This is a genomic window from Alishewanella longhuensis, assembly GCF_014653435.1.
Classification (GTDB): Bacteria; Pseudomonadota; Gammaproteobacteria; order Enterobacterales; family Alteromonadaceae; genus Alishewanella; species Alishewanella longhuensis.
Map to the genome: position 1 here is coordinate 293,865 of NZ_BNAO01000001.1, position 16,889 is coordinate 310,753.

14 protein-coding genes are annotated in these 16,889 nt (G+C 46.4%); 7 read left to right on the forward strand and 7 right to left on the reverse strand.

Going from position 1 to position 16,889, the window contains the following annotated elements; genetic code table 11:
• Nucleotides 1-61 precede the first annotated feature (61 nt).
• Together IE163_RS01270 and IE163_RS01275 are read right to left on the reverse strand one after the other, a co-directional pair.
• Nucleotides 62-307, reverse strand: coding sequence for a GNAT family N-acetyltransferase (locus tag IE163_RS01270; RefSeq protein ID WP_189429313.1), 246 nt, complete (start codon nt 305-307; stop codon nt 62-64).
• On the reverse strand, nt 304-573 hold the full coding sequence (locus IE163_RS01275) for a hypothetical protein (protein WP_189429314.1): 270 nt from the start codon (nt 571-573) through the stop codon (nt 304-306). Before IE163_RS01275 ends, IE163_RS01270 begins: the two co-directional genes overlap by 4 nt.
• Before the next feature lie 116 nt (nt 574-689).
• Between IE163_RS01275 and IE163_RS01280 the strand changes: the two genes are divergently transcribed.
• Both IE163_RS01280 and IE163_RS01285 read left to right on the forward strand, forming a co-directional pair.
• Complete coding sequence (locus IE163_RS01280) at nt 690-1,937, forward strand: NRAMP family divalent metal transporter (RefSeq protein ID WP_189429315.1); 1,248 nt, start codon at nt 690-692, stop codon at nt 1,935-1,937.
• Nucleotides 1,938-1,959: 22 nt separating this feature from the next.
• A complete protein-coding gene (locus IE163_RS01285) occupies nt 1,960-3,207 on the forward strand; it encodes a cation:proton antiporter (RefSeq protein ID WP_189429316.1) in 1,248 nt (415 codons plus the stop codon).
• Nucleotides 3,208-3,228: 21 nt separating this feature from the next.
• Here the strand turns inward: IE163_RS01285 and ilvN are convergent, their stop codons facing one another.
• Both ilvN and IE163_RS01295 read right to left on the reverse strand, forming a co-directional pair.
• On the reverse strand, nt 3,229-3,720 hold the full coding sequence (ilvN, locus tag IE163_RS01290; protein ID WP_189429320.1) for an acetolactate synthase small subunit: 492 nt from the start codon (nt 3,718-3,720) through the stop codon (nt 3,229-3,231).
• 2 nt (nt 3,721-3,722) lie between these two features.
• Complete coding sequence (locus tag IE163_RS01295; protein ID WP_189429322.1) at nt 3,723-5,465, reverse strand: acetolactate synthase 3 large subunit; 1,743 nt, start codon at nt 5,463-5,465, stop codon at nt 3,723-3,725.
• Between the two features lie 321 nt (nt 5,466-5,786).
• Between IE163_RS01295 and IE163_RS01300 the strand changes: the two genes are divergently transcribed.
• From IE163_RS01300 to IE163_RS01315, 4 genes are all read left to right on the forward strand, one after another.
• On the forward strand, nt 5,787-6,632 hold the full coding sequence (locus IE163_RS01300) for a tetratricopeptide repeat protein (protein WP_189429324.1): 846 nt from the start codon (nt 5,787-5,789) through the stop codon (nt 6,630-6,632).
• A 10-nt stretch (nt 6,633-6,642) separates the two neighbouring features.
• Nucleotides 6,643-7,884, forward strand: a complete 1,242-nt coding sequence (locus tag IE163_RS01305; RefSeq protein WP_189429326.1) for a methyltransferase — start codon at nt 6,643-6,645, stop codon at nt 7,882-7,884.
• Between the two features lie 70 nt (nt 7,885-7,954).
• Nucleotides 7,955-9,709, forward strand: a complete 1,755-nt coding sequence (locus IE163_RS01310) for a putative bifunctional diguanylate cyclase/phosphodiesterase (protein WP_189429329.1) — start codon at nt 7,955-7,957, stop codon at nt 9,707-9,709.
• A 10-nt stretch (nt 9,710-9,719) separates the two neighbouring features.
• The gene (locus tag IE163_RS01315; protein WP_189429331.1) at nt 9,720-12,068 is read left to right on the forward strand and encodes an ATP-binding protein; all 2,349 of its coding nucleotides are present in this window, start codon (nt 9,720-9,722) and stop codon (nt 12,066-12,068) included.
• On the opposite strand, the gene yihG (IE163_RS01320) is transcribed toward IE163_RS01315, so the two are convergent.
• The 3 genes from yihG (IE163_RS01320) to speA form a co-directional block, all read right to left on the reverse strand.
• Complete coding sequence (gene yihG / locus IE163_RS01320) at nt 12,065-12,997, reverse strand: 1-acylglycerol-3-phosphate O-acyltransferase, YihG family (protein WP_189429333.1); 933 nt, start codon at nt 12,995-12,997, stop codon at nt 12,065-12,067. The genes IE163_RS01315 and yihG (IE163_RS01320) overlap by 4 nt on opposite strands.
• A 14-nt stretch (nt 12,998-13,011) precedes the next feature.
• Nucleotides 13,012-13,905: a 1-acylglycerol-3-phosphate O-acyltransferase, YihG family gene (gene yihG / locus IE163_RS01325; protein ID WP_189429335.1), complete on the reverse strand. Its 894-nt coding sequence runs from the start codon at nt 13,903-13,905 to the stop codon at nt 13,012-13,014.
• Between the two features lie 90 nt (nt 13,906-13,995).
• Nucleotides 13,996-15,882 carry a biosynthetic arginine decarboxylase gene (gene speA, locus IE163_RS01330; protein ID WP_189429336.1) on the reverse strand — a complete coding sequence of 629 codons (1,887 nt, stop codon included), beginning with the start codon at nt 15,880-15,882 and terminating at the stop codon, nt 13,996-13,998.
• 133 nt (nt 15,883-16,015) lie between these two features.
• On the opposite strand from speA, the gene speE reads away from it, so the two are divergent.
• Complete coding sequence (gene speE, locus IE163_RS01335; protein ID WP_189429338.1) at nt 16,016-16,882, forward strand: polyamine aminopropyltransferase; 867 nt, start codon at nt 16,016-16,018, stop codon at nt 16,880-16,882.
• Nucleotides 16,883-16,889 lie beyond the last annotated feature (7 nt).

The following is a 16,889-nucleotide window of genomic DNA, read 5'->3' on the forward strand; positions in this document are numbered from 1 at the left end:
TAGTGAAGTGCTGGTATTTCCGCCAGCCTTCTTTAAACCCCAGCGGTTGGTCACGCTGGGGTTAGATAAAACGTTTTACATATGAACAAGAAGCGCTAGGCTGATAGCCAGCGGCCTTGGCCCAATTTAGAGCATGCTTGACCAATTGTTCTGCTAAGCCTTTGCCACGAAACTCGGGTGGCACATAAGTATGATAAAAGTCGATATGTTGGCCAGTTAGCTGGTATTCCAGCAGCGCGGTAGCGCTGCCTACACTTAACACAAACCGCTGTTGCTCAGCCTGATGTTCTATCACTAGGTCGTTCATAACCCTTCATCCAACCAGGGCGTTTCTGGCAGCAGAGCTAAATGTGCGACATAGCGCTCCAGGTTAAAACTTTGCTGCTGCTCAACTACGGCAAACATCTCTGGTGCCAAAGCACAAGCCATCAATTCTAAAGCGGCCTCACGGCTATGCCCGGTCATCCGCAGTCGCATAAGCGTGGCGGTAACTTCTTTGGGATAATTGTCAGCAAGCTGGTTCTCCAGCACTTCTATTAAGGTTTCCTGGTCGGTAAGTTCGTGTTCTTGCATGGTAATAGCCTTGGTTGATTGCGAAATCAGCTGCTTTAGGGCACGCCCTAGGGATGCATTCGTAAGTTGCTTAGGCTAAGCTAGCGCGCAGGAAATAACAACAAACAAGATGGCTTATGCAACAAGTTTTAACAGGTTGGCGTGGCCGGATGCAGGCATTGGGTCCGGGGGTTTTAATGGCAACCGCTGCTATTGGTGGTTCGCATTTGGTGGCTTCTACCCAGGCCGGCGCCTTATTTGGCTGGCAATTATTATGGCTAATTTTACTGGTCAATATTTTAAAATATCCGTTTTTCCGCTTTGGTGTGCAGTACACCTTAGATCAAAACGAATCGCTGATAGAAGGATATCAGCGAAAAGGTAAAGGCTATTTTTTCTGTTTTGTGGTGCTCAATGTTGTCGCTGCGGTGGTTAATACCGCCGGGGTACTGATTTTAACTGCGGCCTTACTGCAACATGCTTTGCCCTGGAGTTTATCGATAACGGTATTATGCTGGGTAATTTTGGCTGTTTGCCTGCTGATTTTGTTGCTAGGGCATTATCAGGCGCTGGATAAGGTCGCAAAAATTATTATGTTGTTACTGACGGTAACGACCGTTGCCGCCGCCATAATTGCGGCGCAGCGCGGGGCTATGGTTCCGGCCGATTTTGTTGGGCAATCGCCCTGGCAATTGGTGATGCTGGGATTTTTGGTTGCGTTAATGGGCTGGATGCCAGCGCCTATCGAAATTTCTGCTATTAGCTCACTTTGGCTAAAAGCCAAACAACGTCGGCAACCTATAACGCGGCAGCAAGGTTTGTTTGACTTCAATTTAGGTTACTGGGTTACCGCCGCGCTGGCTCTGGTTTTTGTATCCTTAGGCGCACTGGTGCAATACGGTAGTGAGCAGCCAATTGCGCTGGCTGGCGCTGCCTTTGCCCAGCAGTTGGTGCAGATGTATGGCAGCACCATTGGCGACTGGGCCAAACCTTTAGTATCGCTGATTGCGTTTTTATGTATGTTTGGTACCACCATTACGGTATTAGACGGTTATGCCCGATCTTTGAATGAGTCGGGTCGTTTACTAGGCTGGTATTCTGCTGATAACAGGTTTAGCTTAAATAGCTGGCTGGTGCTGCAGGCGTTGAGTGGTATGGCGGTGATCTTGTTTTTCCGCTCAGCTATAGGCCCCATGCTAACCTTTGCCATGACGCTGGCTTTTTTAACGACGCCCGTGTTTGCCTGGCTAAACTTTAGCTTGATGCGCGGTAAAGCGATGCCGAAATTGTCAAAAGGCTTAACATTCCTAAGTTGGTTGGGGTTAAGTTATCTGATAAGTTTCGCGCTGGTATTTTTGGCTTGGTATCTGGGATTGCTCCGCTAATCATTTCTCTCGGGAGCCTGCTGTGGCGCTTTGGCAACTAGTGTTATTATTTTTACTACAATTGGCATGTATCTTATGCGCTGCCCAGTTGTTTGGCCGTTTGGCGCGGCACCTTGGGCAACCCAAGGTGGTCGGCGAGATGATCGCGGGGGTCGCTTTAGGTCCATCGTTGTTCGGCTGGTTTTTACCAGAATTACAGCAAAGCATCTTTGTCAGTGAAACCCGCAGCTGGCTTTATTTTGGTGCGCAGCTTGGCGTTGGCCTTTATATGTTTTTAGTGGGGTTAGAGTTTAATACCCGCTTATTTAAAGAACATGCCCGCAGTGCGATATCGGTATCACTGGCCGGTATGTTAGTGCCTTTTATTGTGGCGGCATTCCTATGTATTTGGTTAATTGAACAACCAGGGCTTTTTACCCAGGGGATTAGCTACTTCAACGCAGCATTATTTTTGGGGGCTGCCATTGCAATTACCGCCTTTCCCATGTTGGCCCGAATTATTTATGAGCGAGGCTTAGCGGGGACCCCCCTTGGCACCATGGCCCTGGCAGCAGGGGCTATTGATGATGCAGCAGCCTGGCTAGTATTAGCAGTAGTACTGGCGAGCTTTGGTGGTGGCGTTTCGCTATTGGCTACTGCGCTGATGGGCGGAGCCTTGTATGCGATATTGATGCTTACCAAAATGCGGCATTGGTTGCAGCCGTTGGCCAATCAGGTAGCGCGCCAGCAGCGTTTAGGCATACGGCCTTTTATGATCATCATGCTGCTGTTTGCGTTATCGGCCTGGAGTATGGACTGGGTAGGCCTGCATGCGGTTTTTGGAGGCTTTCTATTAGGTATTGCTATACCACGGGGATTATTAGCAGAGCTGTTACGACAACGGCTGGAGCGCATTACTATTCTGTTGTTGCTCCCGATGTTTTTTACCTACTCCGGGCTTAATACCCGGCTGGATGTGTTAGGTTCTACTAATCTACTGGTTATCACCCTAGTGATATTATTTTGCTCTATTTTTGCCAAGTTTGTTGCCTGTTGGGCTGCTGCTCGCTGGAATGGTGCAGACAATCCTACTGCGCTGGCGGTAGGCGCTTTAATGAATGCCCGCGGGTTAATGGAGCTAATAATCATCAATATTGCACTGAATTATGGCGTGATTGAACAAGGGTTGTTTTCGATTATGGTGGTAATGGCCATTGTCACTACCTTGATGGCATCGCCACTCTTTCAATGGGTTTATGGTCGGCATCAAGCAAAGAAAACGGCGACCTAAGTCGCCGTGAGAATCTATTCGTTACATCGTCAGGGTTTTATCGCCACGGGAAATTCCCGAAACACCACTGCGCACGACTTCCAAAATAGGCGTGCCGGTAAGCGCCTGAATAAACGCATCCAACTTATCGCTGGTGCCAACTAATTGCACTGTGTAAGTTGTGGCTGAAACATCGACAATCTGGCCGCGAAAGATATCGGCACAGCGTTTGATTTCATCGCGTTGCTCACCAACCGCTTTTACCTTAACCAGCATCAACTCGCGCTCAATATGCGCCGATTCGCTTAAATCGGTCAGTTTTACCACTTCAATCAGTTTATGTAACTGCTTGGTGATTTGTTCGATGACCTGATCATTGCCATGGGTAACTAAGGTGAGCCGTGACAAGGTGGCATCTTCCGTTGGCGCGACTGTTAAGGAATCTATGTTATAGCCACGCTGGGCGAATAACCCCACTAAACGCGCCAAAGCGCCAGATTCGTTTTCTAACAAAACAGAAATAATATGTCGCATCTTTAGGTCCTCTCTGTTTTGCTTAAGAACATTTCATTAATGGCGCCGCCCGGAATTTGCATCGGGTAAACGTGCTCTTTCGGATCAATATGGATATCCAAAAACACCAATTGGTCTTTATGCTCAACAAAGGCGCGCTCTAACGCAGGTTGCAATTCTTCTGGTTTGGTAACCCGAATACCGACATGACCATAGGCTTCGGCCAGTTTAATAAAGTCTGGCAATGAGTCCATATAAGAGCTGGCATAGCGCGATTCATAGTTCATATCTTGCCATTGTTTTACCATGCCAAGATAACCATTGTTCAGGTTAATGATTTTTACGCCAAGGCCGTACTGTTTGCAGGTCGACAACTCCTGAATATTCATTTGAATAGAGCCTTCACCCGTGACACAGACAACATCGGCATCCGGGAAATTCAGTTTAACGCCCATGGCCGCAGGTAAACCAAAACCCATGGTGCCAAGGCCGCCAGAGTTAATCCAGCGGTTCGGTTTATTAAAGGAATAGTATTGTGCGGCAAACATCTGGTGTTGACCCACATCGCTACAGACAAAGGCGTCGCCTTTGGTGATCTTACTTACCTGCTCAATCACGTACTGGGGCTTTAATAACGGTGTTTCGGTATCATACCGGCCACCATGCACCTGGCGCCATTCGTTAATCTGTTGCCACCATTTTTCCAGGGCTGCGGCATCCAGTTTTTTCTTCTTCTGTTTAAGAATGTCCAGCATTTCGGTTAATACCGGTTTCACCAAGCCAACAATAGGGATATGGGCATTAATGGTTTTGGAGATACTGGCCGGATCAATATCAATATGGATAATGGTCGCATCCGGGCAGAACTTTTTGGTGTTGTTGGTGACCCTGTCATCAAAGCGTGCGCCTACGGCTAAAATGAGGTCAGCACCATGCATGGTTTGGTTGGCTTCGTAACTACCGTGCATACCTAACATACCGATAAATTGTTTATCGCCACCCGGATAAGCCCCTAAACCCATAAGGGTATTAGTGACAGGTAAATTCAGATATCGCGCTAACTCGGTAAGCTCCTCTGAGGCGCCGCCCATAATAACACCACCACCGGCATATAAAATCGGTTTTTTTGCGGCTAACAATGCCGTTACTGCCTTTTTAATTTGACCGCTATGGCCTTTTAATTTCGGCTGATAAGAGCGTAACTTCACGTCATCCGGATAATGGTAAGGGAACTTTTGGCTCGGTATCGTCATATCTTTTGGAATATCTAACACCACCGGGCCGGGTCTGCCACTTTGTGCGATATAAAAGGCTTTTTTAATCAGGTAAGGGATATCTTCAGGCCGCCGTACCGACATATTGTGTTTAACGATAGGGCGGGAAATACCCAGCATATCGGTTTCCTGAAAGGCATCTTCACCAATTAAATGGCTCATCACCTGGCCGGTCAGCACGACCATTGGGATAGAGTCCATATAGGCAGTGGCAATACCGGTAACGGCATTAGTTGCCCCAGGGCCAGAGGTAACGAGCACCACGCCGGCTTTACCGGTAGCACGGGCATAAGCATCGGCCATATGGGTTGCCGCTTGCTCGTGGCGAACCAGTACGTGTTTTACTTTGGTTTGTTGAAACAGGGCATCGTAAATGTGCAATACCGCGCCACCGGGATAGCCGTAAAGGTATTCAACCCCTTCATCGGCCAGCGCGCGGATAATCATCGCAGCGCCCGATAACATCTCGGCTTGTTTGGATTGGCTTGTCATAGTGTGGTCTCATCGTTTGCTAGGCTAAAAGCTGCTTTGCCGGTATAAATACCCGCAAAAAAACTGCAAGCGGCCGGTTTAGGCTGCTTGGTATGCTACGTGGACTGTGGTCTGCAGAAGATGGTAAAACCAACTTTCCGGGCGCTATGTTTTGGTATATTGCTCTAAATGGCTTTTTTTAGTGCGCTAGCTTAATTTACGGTAACTGCTGCTGAATGTCGATGCCTTTTTAAGGATTTTAGCCGTCTGCACCGCTTTATAAATGTGGTTAGCGCCACCATAGTAGATGATATTGAAAACCCTTATTGGAACTCTTTAGTTATGTTCAATCCTATTGTTGATGTTACTTTGATGAATGCGCGGGAAGTATTAGAACGCTCCACCCAGCAACTGGTGCTGTTTCAGTTCTGGTCGGCGCGCAGTGCCGCTTGTCAGCAGTTATCTGCAGTGCTGGAAAAAATTGTGCAGCAGTATCCACAGCAGCTTTGCCTTGCAAAAGTGAATTGCGATAAAGAACAAGATTTAGCAATGCAGTTTGGGGTGCAATCCTTACCGACGGTCATGTTCATTAAAGATGGTCAACCTATAGACGGCTTTGCTGGCGCAGAGAGTGAGCAACAAATTCTGCAGCGGTTAAGTGCTTATTTACCCAAGCCAGAAGATGAGTTAATCAATAAAGCGCAGCAATTACTGGCAGCAGGACAGGCAGCAGAGGCTTATCCTTTGTTAGCACAAGCTTTAACACTAGCGCCAGAGCGGGTAGACGTTAAACTTTGGTTGGCCGATACCGCTATTGCTTTAGGACAACTTACCCAAGCGGAGAAACTATTAGCAGAAGTTAAATTGGCAGACCAAGACGCCCTGTTCAAATCGGTAATGGCTAAGCTAGAGTTAGCCCAACAAGCCAGCAATACCCCAGAAATTCAGGCGTTAGAGGCCAAGCTTGCCGCTACGCCAGACGATATGCAGTTAAAGGAGCAACTTGCGGTGCAATATCAGGCGGTATTGCGGTCTGAAGAGGCGCTGGCGTTGTTACTACAAATTTTGCAACAAGATCTCAATTTTGGTCAGAGCAAAAAACTGTACCTGGACATTTTAGCGGCACTGCCTAAAGGTGATGCATTAGCTAGTCAATATCGGCGTAGACTGTACGCTCTGTTGTACTAGAAATAGTCGGATGTTAACAACAGCCACGAGTGGCAACTACCTCACTGCTGCCGCGGTATCTGACTTGCTGGCACAAGTGGGCGGCTTGCTTAAACGTTACCGCGCTTATTGGCAGTTCTCGCCGATGAACTGCCAGGCTTTGCCCTGGCAAACCGAATTGGCGACGCTATTGCAAAGTCTTTCAGCCAGCGATTTAGCGGCGCTGGATCAATCACCGCAGCAGCAATTACAGCAGTTTGGCCAGTTTTTCCCGGAACTTATACAACTGCCGCTGTTTTGGCATGCCAGTAGCCAGGTTGGCAATGATAACCTCTGGCCTTTTTGGTTAACCAATGGCATCAATGGCCGTAAGCTTGAGCAAATTCAGCAGTTTTGTCATTTTGTGCCCCAGAGTAATTTACCCGTTTTAGAATGGTGTGCAGGTAAAGGCCATTTAGGACGCTTACACACTGCGGCCAGCGGCTGTCAGGTTACCAGCATCGAGTGGCAGCAAGCTTTGTGTGAAGAAGGCCAACAGCTTGCTGAGCGCTTTCAGTTGGCACAGCAGTTTGTGCAAGTCGATGTGTTCAGCGCTGATGCAGCAAAACAGGTAAAGGCAGAGCAGCAGGTATTGGCTCTGCATGCCTGCGGTCAGTTACACCTGCGTTTGTTAGAGGTGGCAACGCAAGTTGGCACTGCGGCACTGCAGTTGGTGCCTTGCTGCTATCATTTGATCCCACATGAACAATATCAGCCGTTATCCTTGTTAGCACAGAGAACAGGGTTAACATTAAGCCGGCAGGATTTAAAAATGGCAGTGCAAGGCCAGGTTACTGCAGGTGAGCGGATCGCTCGCTTACGGCAAACCGAAGTGACCTGGCGTCTAGCTTATGACATGTTGCGACAAAAACTCACAGGTATTAGCCAATACCAGCCACTCCCCTCATTAGCTAAGCATTGGTTTAGCGGTCACTTTGCGGATTTTGTTGCTCATGCTGCTGCTTTACAACAACTGGAACTGCCTGAGCTGCCCGATTTAGCGCCCTTTTTAACTATGGGTGCCGAGCGCTATATGCTGCTGCAGCGTCTTGATGCAGTAAGGCATCTCTTTCGACGACCACTAGAGTTATATTTGGTGTTAGATCGTGCCGTATTTCTGCAAGAGCAAGGCTATCAGGTGCAGCTGTTTGCTTTTTGTGATTATCAGTTAACGCCGCGTAATTTCTGTTTACAAGCCACTCGAGGTATGAATCCGAGTATAGAGGTACGCTAATTTAAGCTTTTCTATTAAGACTATGCTATGTTGAATTCATCATAAGAATGATTTTTCAACAGGTGTGAAAATGCAGGATGAGTTGTTTCAATTTGCTGCAGAGTCTGATGAGCCTAAAATTCATAAACTCGAACTACCCGTTTTAAAATTATTGGTTGTGGATGATGATCATGATGTGCATAGCGTGACAGAGCTATTACTGCGCGATCTGAGTTTTGATGGTTATCGTTTACAGTTATTGCATGCCTATAGCAGCATAGAAGCGTTTGAAATTTTGCAACAAGAGGCAGACATTGCGATTTTATTGCTTGATGTCGTGATGGAATCGGATGATGCAGGCCTGCGCTTGGTTAAGCGCGTCAGAGAAACCCTGCATCGCAGAAAATTACGCATTATCTTACGCACAGGCCAGCCAGGTTATGCCCCTGAGCTGGAAACCATCTCTAATTTTGATATCAATGATTATAAAACAAAAACTGAGCTAACCCGTGAGCGTTTATTTACCTGCTTAATGGCGGCAGCCAGAAGCTATTTGCAACTGGCGCAATTAGAACAACTGGCCTTCGAAGATCAATTAACGGGGTTACACAATCGCAATGGTTTACTAAAAGCCATGGAAATTGCAGTAGCTGCGGGTCAAGTTCAGACTTTATTGCTGCTCGATCTAGATCACTTCTCCATGCTAAATGATAGTTTTGGTAATGAACTCGCCGATGTCTTTTTGCAGGAAGTGGCCAAGCGCTTAAAGCTGGTGCCTTCAGCTATCACGGTGGCTAGATTGGCAGCCGATAAATTTGCGCTATTAAGCTCCGCTCCTATTAGCCTTAGCGAGCAGCTATGTCGTGAATCCCTCTCGAAAGAGTCACTTACGGTAGATGGTGTTACGCAAGATGTCAGCTTTTGTTTAGGGGTGGCCAGTACTCACGCTGAGATCTCTCCATCTGAAACCTTATCACATGCCTACATGGCGTTGAAGCGTGCCAAAAACGCTGGTATTGGCCAAACCGTAATATTTAACGATGCCATGGTCGACGCCTTGCGTGAGCGGGTCGGTTTAATCTCTTCATTAAGTAAAGGTATGGAAGATGATCAGCTTTACCTGGTTTATCAACCTCAGTTTAATCTAACCACCAAACAAATTGTTGGTGTTGAGGCTCTAGCGCGCTGGGTGGATGATAGTGGTCGTCATGTGTCGCCTGCGGTGTTTATTGAGCTGGCGGAGCAGGCGGGATTGATTAGCCGTTTAGGGCAGATTGTATTAAATAAAGCCTTGATGGACTGTAAGTTTTTATGCGATGCCTTGCCAAACTTCCGTGTTGCGGTCAATGTTTCCTCTATGCAGTTTAAACATCCAGAGTTTTTACAACATGTTTTCTCCGCCTTAGCGGACTTTAATTTTAACGCTGAGCATTTGGAAATTGAGTTAACCGAATCAGCGGCTATGGATTTTTCAGCAGATACCGAGCAAAAACTACAGCAACTTCGTGTAGCTGGCATTTCATTGGCAATTGATGACTTTGGAACCGGTTTTTCCTCACTAGCTTATTTAGAAAAACTACAGGCTAACTGCTTGAAGATTGATAAGAGCTTTGTAGATAAAATAGCGGAGTCAGGCTCCGGGCTGCGCATAGCGCAAACGGTTTTAGCCTTAGGGCATAGGCTGAATATGCGGGTGTTGGCCGAAGGTATTGAGTATGACAATCAGTTACAAAAGCTAATTGCTATGGGCTGTGATGAAGGTCAGGGGTATCTAATGGCAAAGCCGATGACGATAAAAGCGCTTGTCGAGTGGTCGCCGATAAAAGCGCTGTTGCAACCATCTTAAAGGCAGGCGAATGGCTGGGCGGCTTAAGAAAAGCTTAATTATTTCAACAGCATTTTTGCTAGTCTCTTTTGGTAGCATGTTGCTGCTGGCCATTTATTTACTGCAGCAAGCCAGTACACAAAGTGCCAAAGACGCCTGGGCACAAGCGCAAAGTTCTATTGAGTTTCAGCTCTTTCTGAATGCCGAAACTATACACGATAATATTAGAAATCATATTCAGCGTGCTATCGAAACTCCTGAATTACTCGCCTTGATGGCAAGTAAAACCGTTGAAAAATCAGAGCAACTTTCTCGTAATCAAGTTAAAACCTTAGTGGCTGAGGCCCTCAGAGCAAACCCTGTAGCAAATTCTGCTTACATGCACTTCGAAGCCAATGTTTATGACGGCGCGGATGCGTTACATCGTGGCGATTTACAGCATAGTTCTAACGAAGGTACTTTGGAAGTCTATTGGGTTAGGCAGCCAACGGGTTTACAATTCTATGCTACCCCTGAGCCGGATTTTAAGTATCAGCAACAACCGGATGCTTTTGGTCAAAGTGAATCCGAATGGTACCTCTGCCCATCAATTACACGACAGCGTTGCATTACTGCGCCATATTGGTGGCAATTAGAAGAAGGCGTACAAGTACAGCTTATGTCTGTCACTTTACCTATCATCGTTGGCGATAGCGTGCTGGGCGTAGCTGGTGTCGACCTCAGTATGCCAGAGTTTAATGCTAGTATTACCGATTTTATCCGTCCTCTATATGGTGGCAATGTACGTTTTTTCTTGCTAACTGAGGATGCCCGCTTACTGGCCTCTAATGATTACCCTGGCCGTGTCGGTGAGTCGTTATCAGAGGTAAGTTCAGCTATTACTAGTTTATTGGTGGAGTCGGAGCAAAGGACCTTTACCCAAAACGGGCAAGATTATTTAGTTGAGCGATTGCAGTTAGACATTCTTAATAAACGTTGGCAGATGCTGTTGTTAATCCCCCAGCATATTTTATTAAATGAATTTACCCAAGCCAGAGCCGACTTTACTAAGTTAAGCATGCGTAATATGACCATGTTGATTTTAAGTTCCGGCGCACTGATATTAATCACTATGGCGATTGCCCTGAAGTATCTGCATCGGCGTGAGCGAATGCTTAATCAAAGCCAAGCCGAATTAGAGCTGATTTTACGTGCCGCGCCCACACCGATTTCTGTAGCGCATCTGGAGCAGGGTAATTTTAGATTGCAGAAGGTGAATCAGGCCTGGTTAGCTAAGTTTGGTTTTGCCGACAAGCAGAGTGCGCAGGAAGCCTTTGCTGATATTGCGTTATGGAGTTCAGAGACCGATAAAACACGGCTGATGCAGCAAATTACCGAAGATGGCCAAGTGACGAACTTTATTGTTTGGTTAAAGCAGCGTGAGCAGCGCGAATTTCTGGCGGAAGTCTCGGCTACCCTGATTGCGACTGAAGCCGGATCTTTATTGGTAATGGTATATGACGATATTAGCGATCACTACGCCTTACAAGGTCAGCTATTGGCTGTGAATGATGCATTGGAACAGCGCGTGCAGGAGCGTACCCAAGAGTTACAAGATACTATTAGCACCTTAGCAAAGACCCAAAAAGAGCTAATTCAATCAGAAAAACTGGCGGCATTGGGTAATATGGTGGCAGGGATTGCGCATGAGCTAAATACGCCGGTGGGTAATGCCGTAATGGCGGCTTCACGGCTGAAAGCTGATTACCGGACATTGGCGACAAAAGCTAAAACCGCTTTAACGAAAAGTGATTTCGAAAACTTTTTGGTGCAAAGTCATGACAGTACCGAAATTCTGGATAGGAATTTATTAAGGGCCGCCGAGTTAATTCGCAGCTTTAAACAGGTTGCGGTTGATCAAACCTCGTTACAGCGCAGGCCGAGTTACTTGCACGAGATTTTAGACGATGTGCTACTGATGCTGCAGCCCAGTATTCGGAAAAGTGGCCATTCGGTGACGGTACAGCAGCCTGAGTTCCCCATCTTGTTAGACACTTACCCTGGCCCGCTAGAGCAGGTATTAATTAATCTTATTCAAAACGCCCTGATCCACGCTTTCGACGATGCGCCGGGCCAGGTGAGAGTAACGGTGAGCCAACAGGATCAACTGATTATTTTAAGTGTGGCAGATAATGGTAAAGGTATTCCATTTGCTCAACAGACAAAAATCTTTGAGCCTTTTTTTACTACCCGTTTAGGTACGGGCGGCTCAGGGTTGGGCCTGAGCCTGGTACATAATATGGTAACCGGTATTTTGAAAGGGCAATTACGCCTGGAAAGTATGCCCGGCGAAGGCAGTCGATTCTGGATCACTATGCCGCGTGTAACGCCAGACGGCTAATTTTCGCAATGCTGGTTAGTCAGTACCGGTTGTGTTTGTTGTTGGTAGTATTGGCTAATATAGGCATCTTTTAGCTGCCAACGCTGGTTTAACCATTGCTGAAAACGCTCACGAAACACTGCATCATTAAAATAATCGCCAATAACAGCCTCATTTACCGCCAGTACCTCGGCATGGATCACCACCTTGGTTAAGCGACCCATCAGCATATCCAAGGCGACGTGTCCCTGGTTTTCAGGATAGATCAGCGTAATGTCTAAAATGGCATTAAATTGCTCCCCCATACTGGCTAGGGTAAAAGCAATGCCGCCAGCTTTCGGGGGTAATAAATGGACAAAAGGGCTGTGCCGTTGCTGCTGCTTTTGTTTGGTACAGCGGCTGCCTTCAACAAAGTTTATGATGGTAGTTGGTGTGTGTAGAAACTTTTCGCAAGATTTGCGAGTTGTTTCAATATCTTTGCCTTTTAAATGCGGTTTTTTTGCTAAGGTCGCTGCGCTATAGCGTTTCATATAGGGCATATCTAAGGCCCAGCAACCGGTGCCCAAAAACGGCACCCACTTCAGTTGATCCTTTAAAAAAAACTTCGGTTCAGGGATCAGTGGATAGGCAAAAGTGCTTACTACTGGGATATCTACCCAGCTTTTATGATTGGCAATCAATAAATACCAGCTGTCTTTATCCAGCGTTTGGGCACCGCTAATTTGCCACTCTACGTTATTAAATATGTTGATTAAGAAGGTATTTACGGCAGTCCAGCCCCGGTAACAACGCCGGCCAATAGCAGCAATCAATCGATGCACAGTGGCAAAGGGTAAGAGCAGCTTTAACAGCCCAAGTGGGGTAACTAAAATACCCCAAAATGCTAAATTTAATGCAAATAAACTAAAACTTAAGGGTAATAGTAAGACACCTGGCAAAAAGCTTAACATCCTGGGTAGCTCCGTTACTTGGCAGCGTTTTTCTCGAGCAGCGCTAGCTGTTGGTCTTTCTCTACCCACAGTTGATTAAGCCACTGCTGGAAGCGCTCGCGATAAGCTTGATCATTATAGTCACCAATAAGATCTTTACCTATTGGCAACACCTTTATGTTTACCGTTATAGCATGAACCTTGCCCGAAATGTAATCCCAGAAAGAGGGAATTCCCTGCGGATAGTGAATAGTCACATCCAATAATTTATGTAACTGTTCACCCATAGTACCCAATACAAAGGCAGTACCACCGGCTTTGGGTTTTAGTAAATGTTGAAAAGGTGACAGTTGTTTGTCGTGTTTTGTTTGGGTAAAGCGAGTGCCTTCGACAAAATTCATAATAGAAACGGGTTTATAGCGAAACTTTTCGCAGGCTTTGCGGGTAGTTGCAATATCTTTACCTTTTAACTCAGGGCGTTTCTTCAATAGCTGCTTGCTGTAGCGTTTCATAAAGGGAAAATCGAGCGCCCACCAACATAAGCCCATAAAGGGCACATAGAGCAATTCTTTTTTTAAGAAGAACTTTATAAAGGGAATTTTGCGATTAAAGATGTTCTGCAGGATCAGAATATCTGCCCAGGATTGATGATTGGCAATAATTAAGTACCAGTCTTTACGTGAAAGCGTTTCTAAACCGCTGACTCGCCACTTTATCGAGGTAAAAATGCGGGTAGTTAAGTTATTCATGCTAATCCAGGCTACGGCTATTGCATCAACCAGATAGCTCATCCAGGCTTGCCAGCGCGTTATAGGCAGCAGTTTAAGTACTGCCAGCAGCATTAACGGAATAAACCAGAATAGCGTGTTAAGGATGTAGAGTAGCAAGGATAGGGTGCCCTTAAGTGGGCTGGGTAACCATCGTAGCATAAGGCACTAATCTCATCTTCAGGTGGTAAGCCACCGTTAAAAATAGAGGAGGTGTTACCGGTAACACCTCCGATCAGTGCTTATTTTAGCTTAATCTTCGAAATAGGTATAACCATAAACGCCGGCTTTTAATTCATCCAGCAGTTCATCTTTACGACCATCCAACATGTCTAGCTTGGCTAATTGCTTGGTGTAAGAAGCAATCAGTTTCTTCGCATCAAACTGCACATACTTTAATACATCGGCAACGGTATCGCCTTTAATGATGTTGGTTAGCTTGTAGCTACCATCTTCGGTCAGTTCAACATGCACCGAGTCGGTGTCGCCAAACAGGTTATGTAAGTCACCCAAAATCTCCTGATAGGCACCAACCATAAACATACCCAACAGGTATTGCTTATCTTCTTTGTACTCGGGCAGCGGTAAGCTGGATTCAATGCCATTACCATCGGCATAGCTTTTTAACATGCCATCAGAGTCACAGGTAATATCCTGAATAATGGCACGGTGCTCCAGTGATTCGTTCATCCGCTCCAGTGGCATCACCGGGAACAGCTGATCAATACCCCAGGCATCCGGCATCGATTGGAACAGCGAGAAGTTAACAAAGAGTTTATCTGCCAGTTTTTCATTCAGCTCATCGTGAATGGCGCGATGCGAACGGGCGGATAAGTCTAGGTTGGCTCTCACTTTGTTAATGGTGGCAAAGTAAATTTGCTCCAGTAATGACCAATCTTGCAAGGTCAGTAAGCCATGTACATACTGAGCATGCGCATCGGTAAAGTAGTGAATGGCATCATGGTACGCTTCTACTGCAGAGCGAGGTGTTACATTCTGATAGGCTTCCCATAAACCTAAGATCACCGTAGGTGAATCTTCACTCGGCTCAGGTAAATTAACCAGGCCAGGCGCTCTCTCGATATCGATAGCATCGGTTACCAATACGGCGTGGTGTGCCGTCATCGCTCGGCCAGACTCGGTAATAATATTCGGGTGTGGCAGGTCATACTCGTCACAGACTTCTTTTAAGCCATTTACGACGTTACGGGCATATTCCATCATGGTGTAGTTCATGGAGCAGGCTGAGCGCGATTTTGAGCCTTCGTAGTCGACGCCTAAACCACCACCGACATCAACGGTAGTGATAGGTACGCCTAGCGTGCGTAATTCAGCATAATGACGGGCGCATTCACGGATTGCGTTATGGATATCGCGGATATTGGCAATCTGTGAACCAATATGGAAATGCACCAGCTGTAATAAATCGAGCTTGTTAGCCGCGCGCAAAATTTCAATAGCTTGCAAAACCTGGGTGGCGGTTAGGCCAAACTTGCCTTTTTCACCGCCAGTGTTTTGCCATTTGCCTTTACCAACCGAGTTCAAGCGAATACGGATACCGATGCGCGGTGCAGTACCCAGGTTATCAATTTCGCGTAACAGTGTTTTCAGTTCAGACAGTTTTTCCACTACCACATAAACGGTATGGCCCATCATTTGGCCAATAGTGGCTAAACGTAAAAACTCACTGTCTTTATAACCATTACAGACAATCTGTAGTGGTTGTTCGGTCACGCCTAAAATAGCCATCAATTCTGGCTTACTACCGGCTTCTAAACCTACTTTGCCGCTATCATGGCTAATTAGGCGTTTAACCACAGAAAACTGTTGGTTTACTTTAATTGGGTAAACTGCCGTATATTGGCCCTGATATTCTTTTTCGGCTTTTGCGCGCTGAAAAGACTTAATCAAGGTATCTACCCGGTGCTGCAGAATATCGGTAAAGCGTACCAATACCGGCAGAGTTAGTCCCTCTTCTTTAAAACGTTGGGTGAGCTCCGGGAAGCTAATACCGGCTTTACTATGATCCTGATCAGGATAGGCAATCAGATCGCCGTCCTTATTCACATCAAAATAGCCTTCACTCCAGACAGCAACGTTATAAATAGAACGTGCTTTCTCAAAACCCCAATCAGCCATGGTATTTCCTCAAAAAATTATGCTGCTATAGTTTAAAGCCTATAGCGCCTTGGTGCAGCAAAATTGCCAAAATATTTGTATGTGGCCGCTAACGCAGGCAAAATACGGCCCTTATACGTTACTGGGGGTAATTATGTCAGTATTTGATGACAAAAAGTGGCTTACCGAAGTGTTTGCCGACAGTGGTAGTGTTTTTGGTTTGGCCATTACCAAGAAACTGGACGAAGTGCAGTCACCATTTCAGAAGATTGCCATGTACGAAACGACCCATTTTGGTAATTTAATGGTGATTGATGACGTTATCATGTTAAGCAGCCGTGATAACTTCTTATACCACGAAATGCTCAGTCACCCGGTACTGTTTACCCATCCTAACCCGAAGAACGTTGTTATTATCGGCGGGGGCGATTGTGGCACCTTACGTGAGGTGTTAAAACACCCTAGCGTGGAAAAAGTGACACAAATCGATATTGATGAGCAAGTGACCCGGATGGCCGAAAAGTATTTTCCGGAGCTATGTGCCTCAAATAACGACCCGCGTGCCACCTTAAAGTTTGAAGACGGCATTAAATTTATGCGCGAAGCTGCGCCAGGCTCCATCGATGTGATTATTGTGGACTCCACGGATCCGATCGGCCCGGGCGAAGGTTTGTTCAATCGTGCTTTTTATGCCAGCTGTGTCGCGGCGTTAGCCACTGACGGCATTTTGGTACAACAAAGCGAATCGCCACTGATTCATATGCCATTATTAACTGCGATGCGTCAGGCCATGAGTGATGCCGGCTTTGCCAGCTTACAAACGCTAAACTTCCCGCAAATGGTTTATCCATCCGGCTGGTGGACCTGTACTTTAGCCAAGAAAACCGGTGACTTTAACGGTTTCCGTGAAGCGGATGCGGTCGCTGCGCCATTTGAAACGGAATACTATAATGTTGAGGTGCATAAAGCGGCAGGAGCCTTACCGAATTTCGTCAAAAAAGCTTTTGCACAAAGCCGTTAGTTACTTG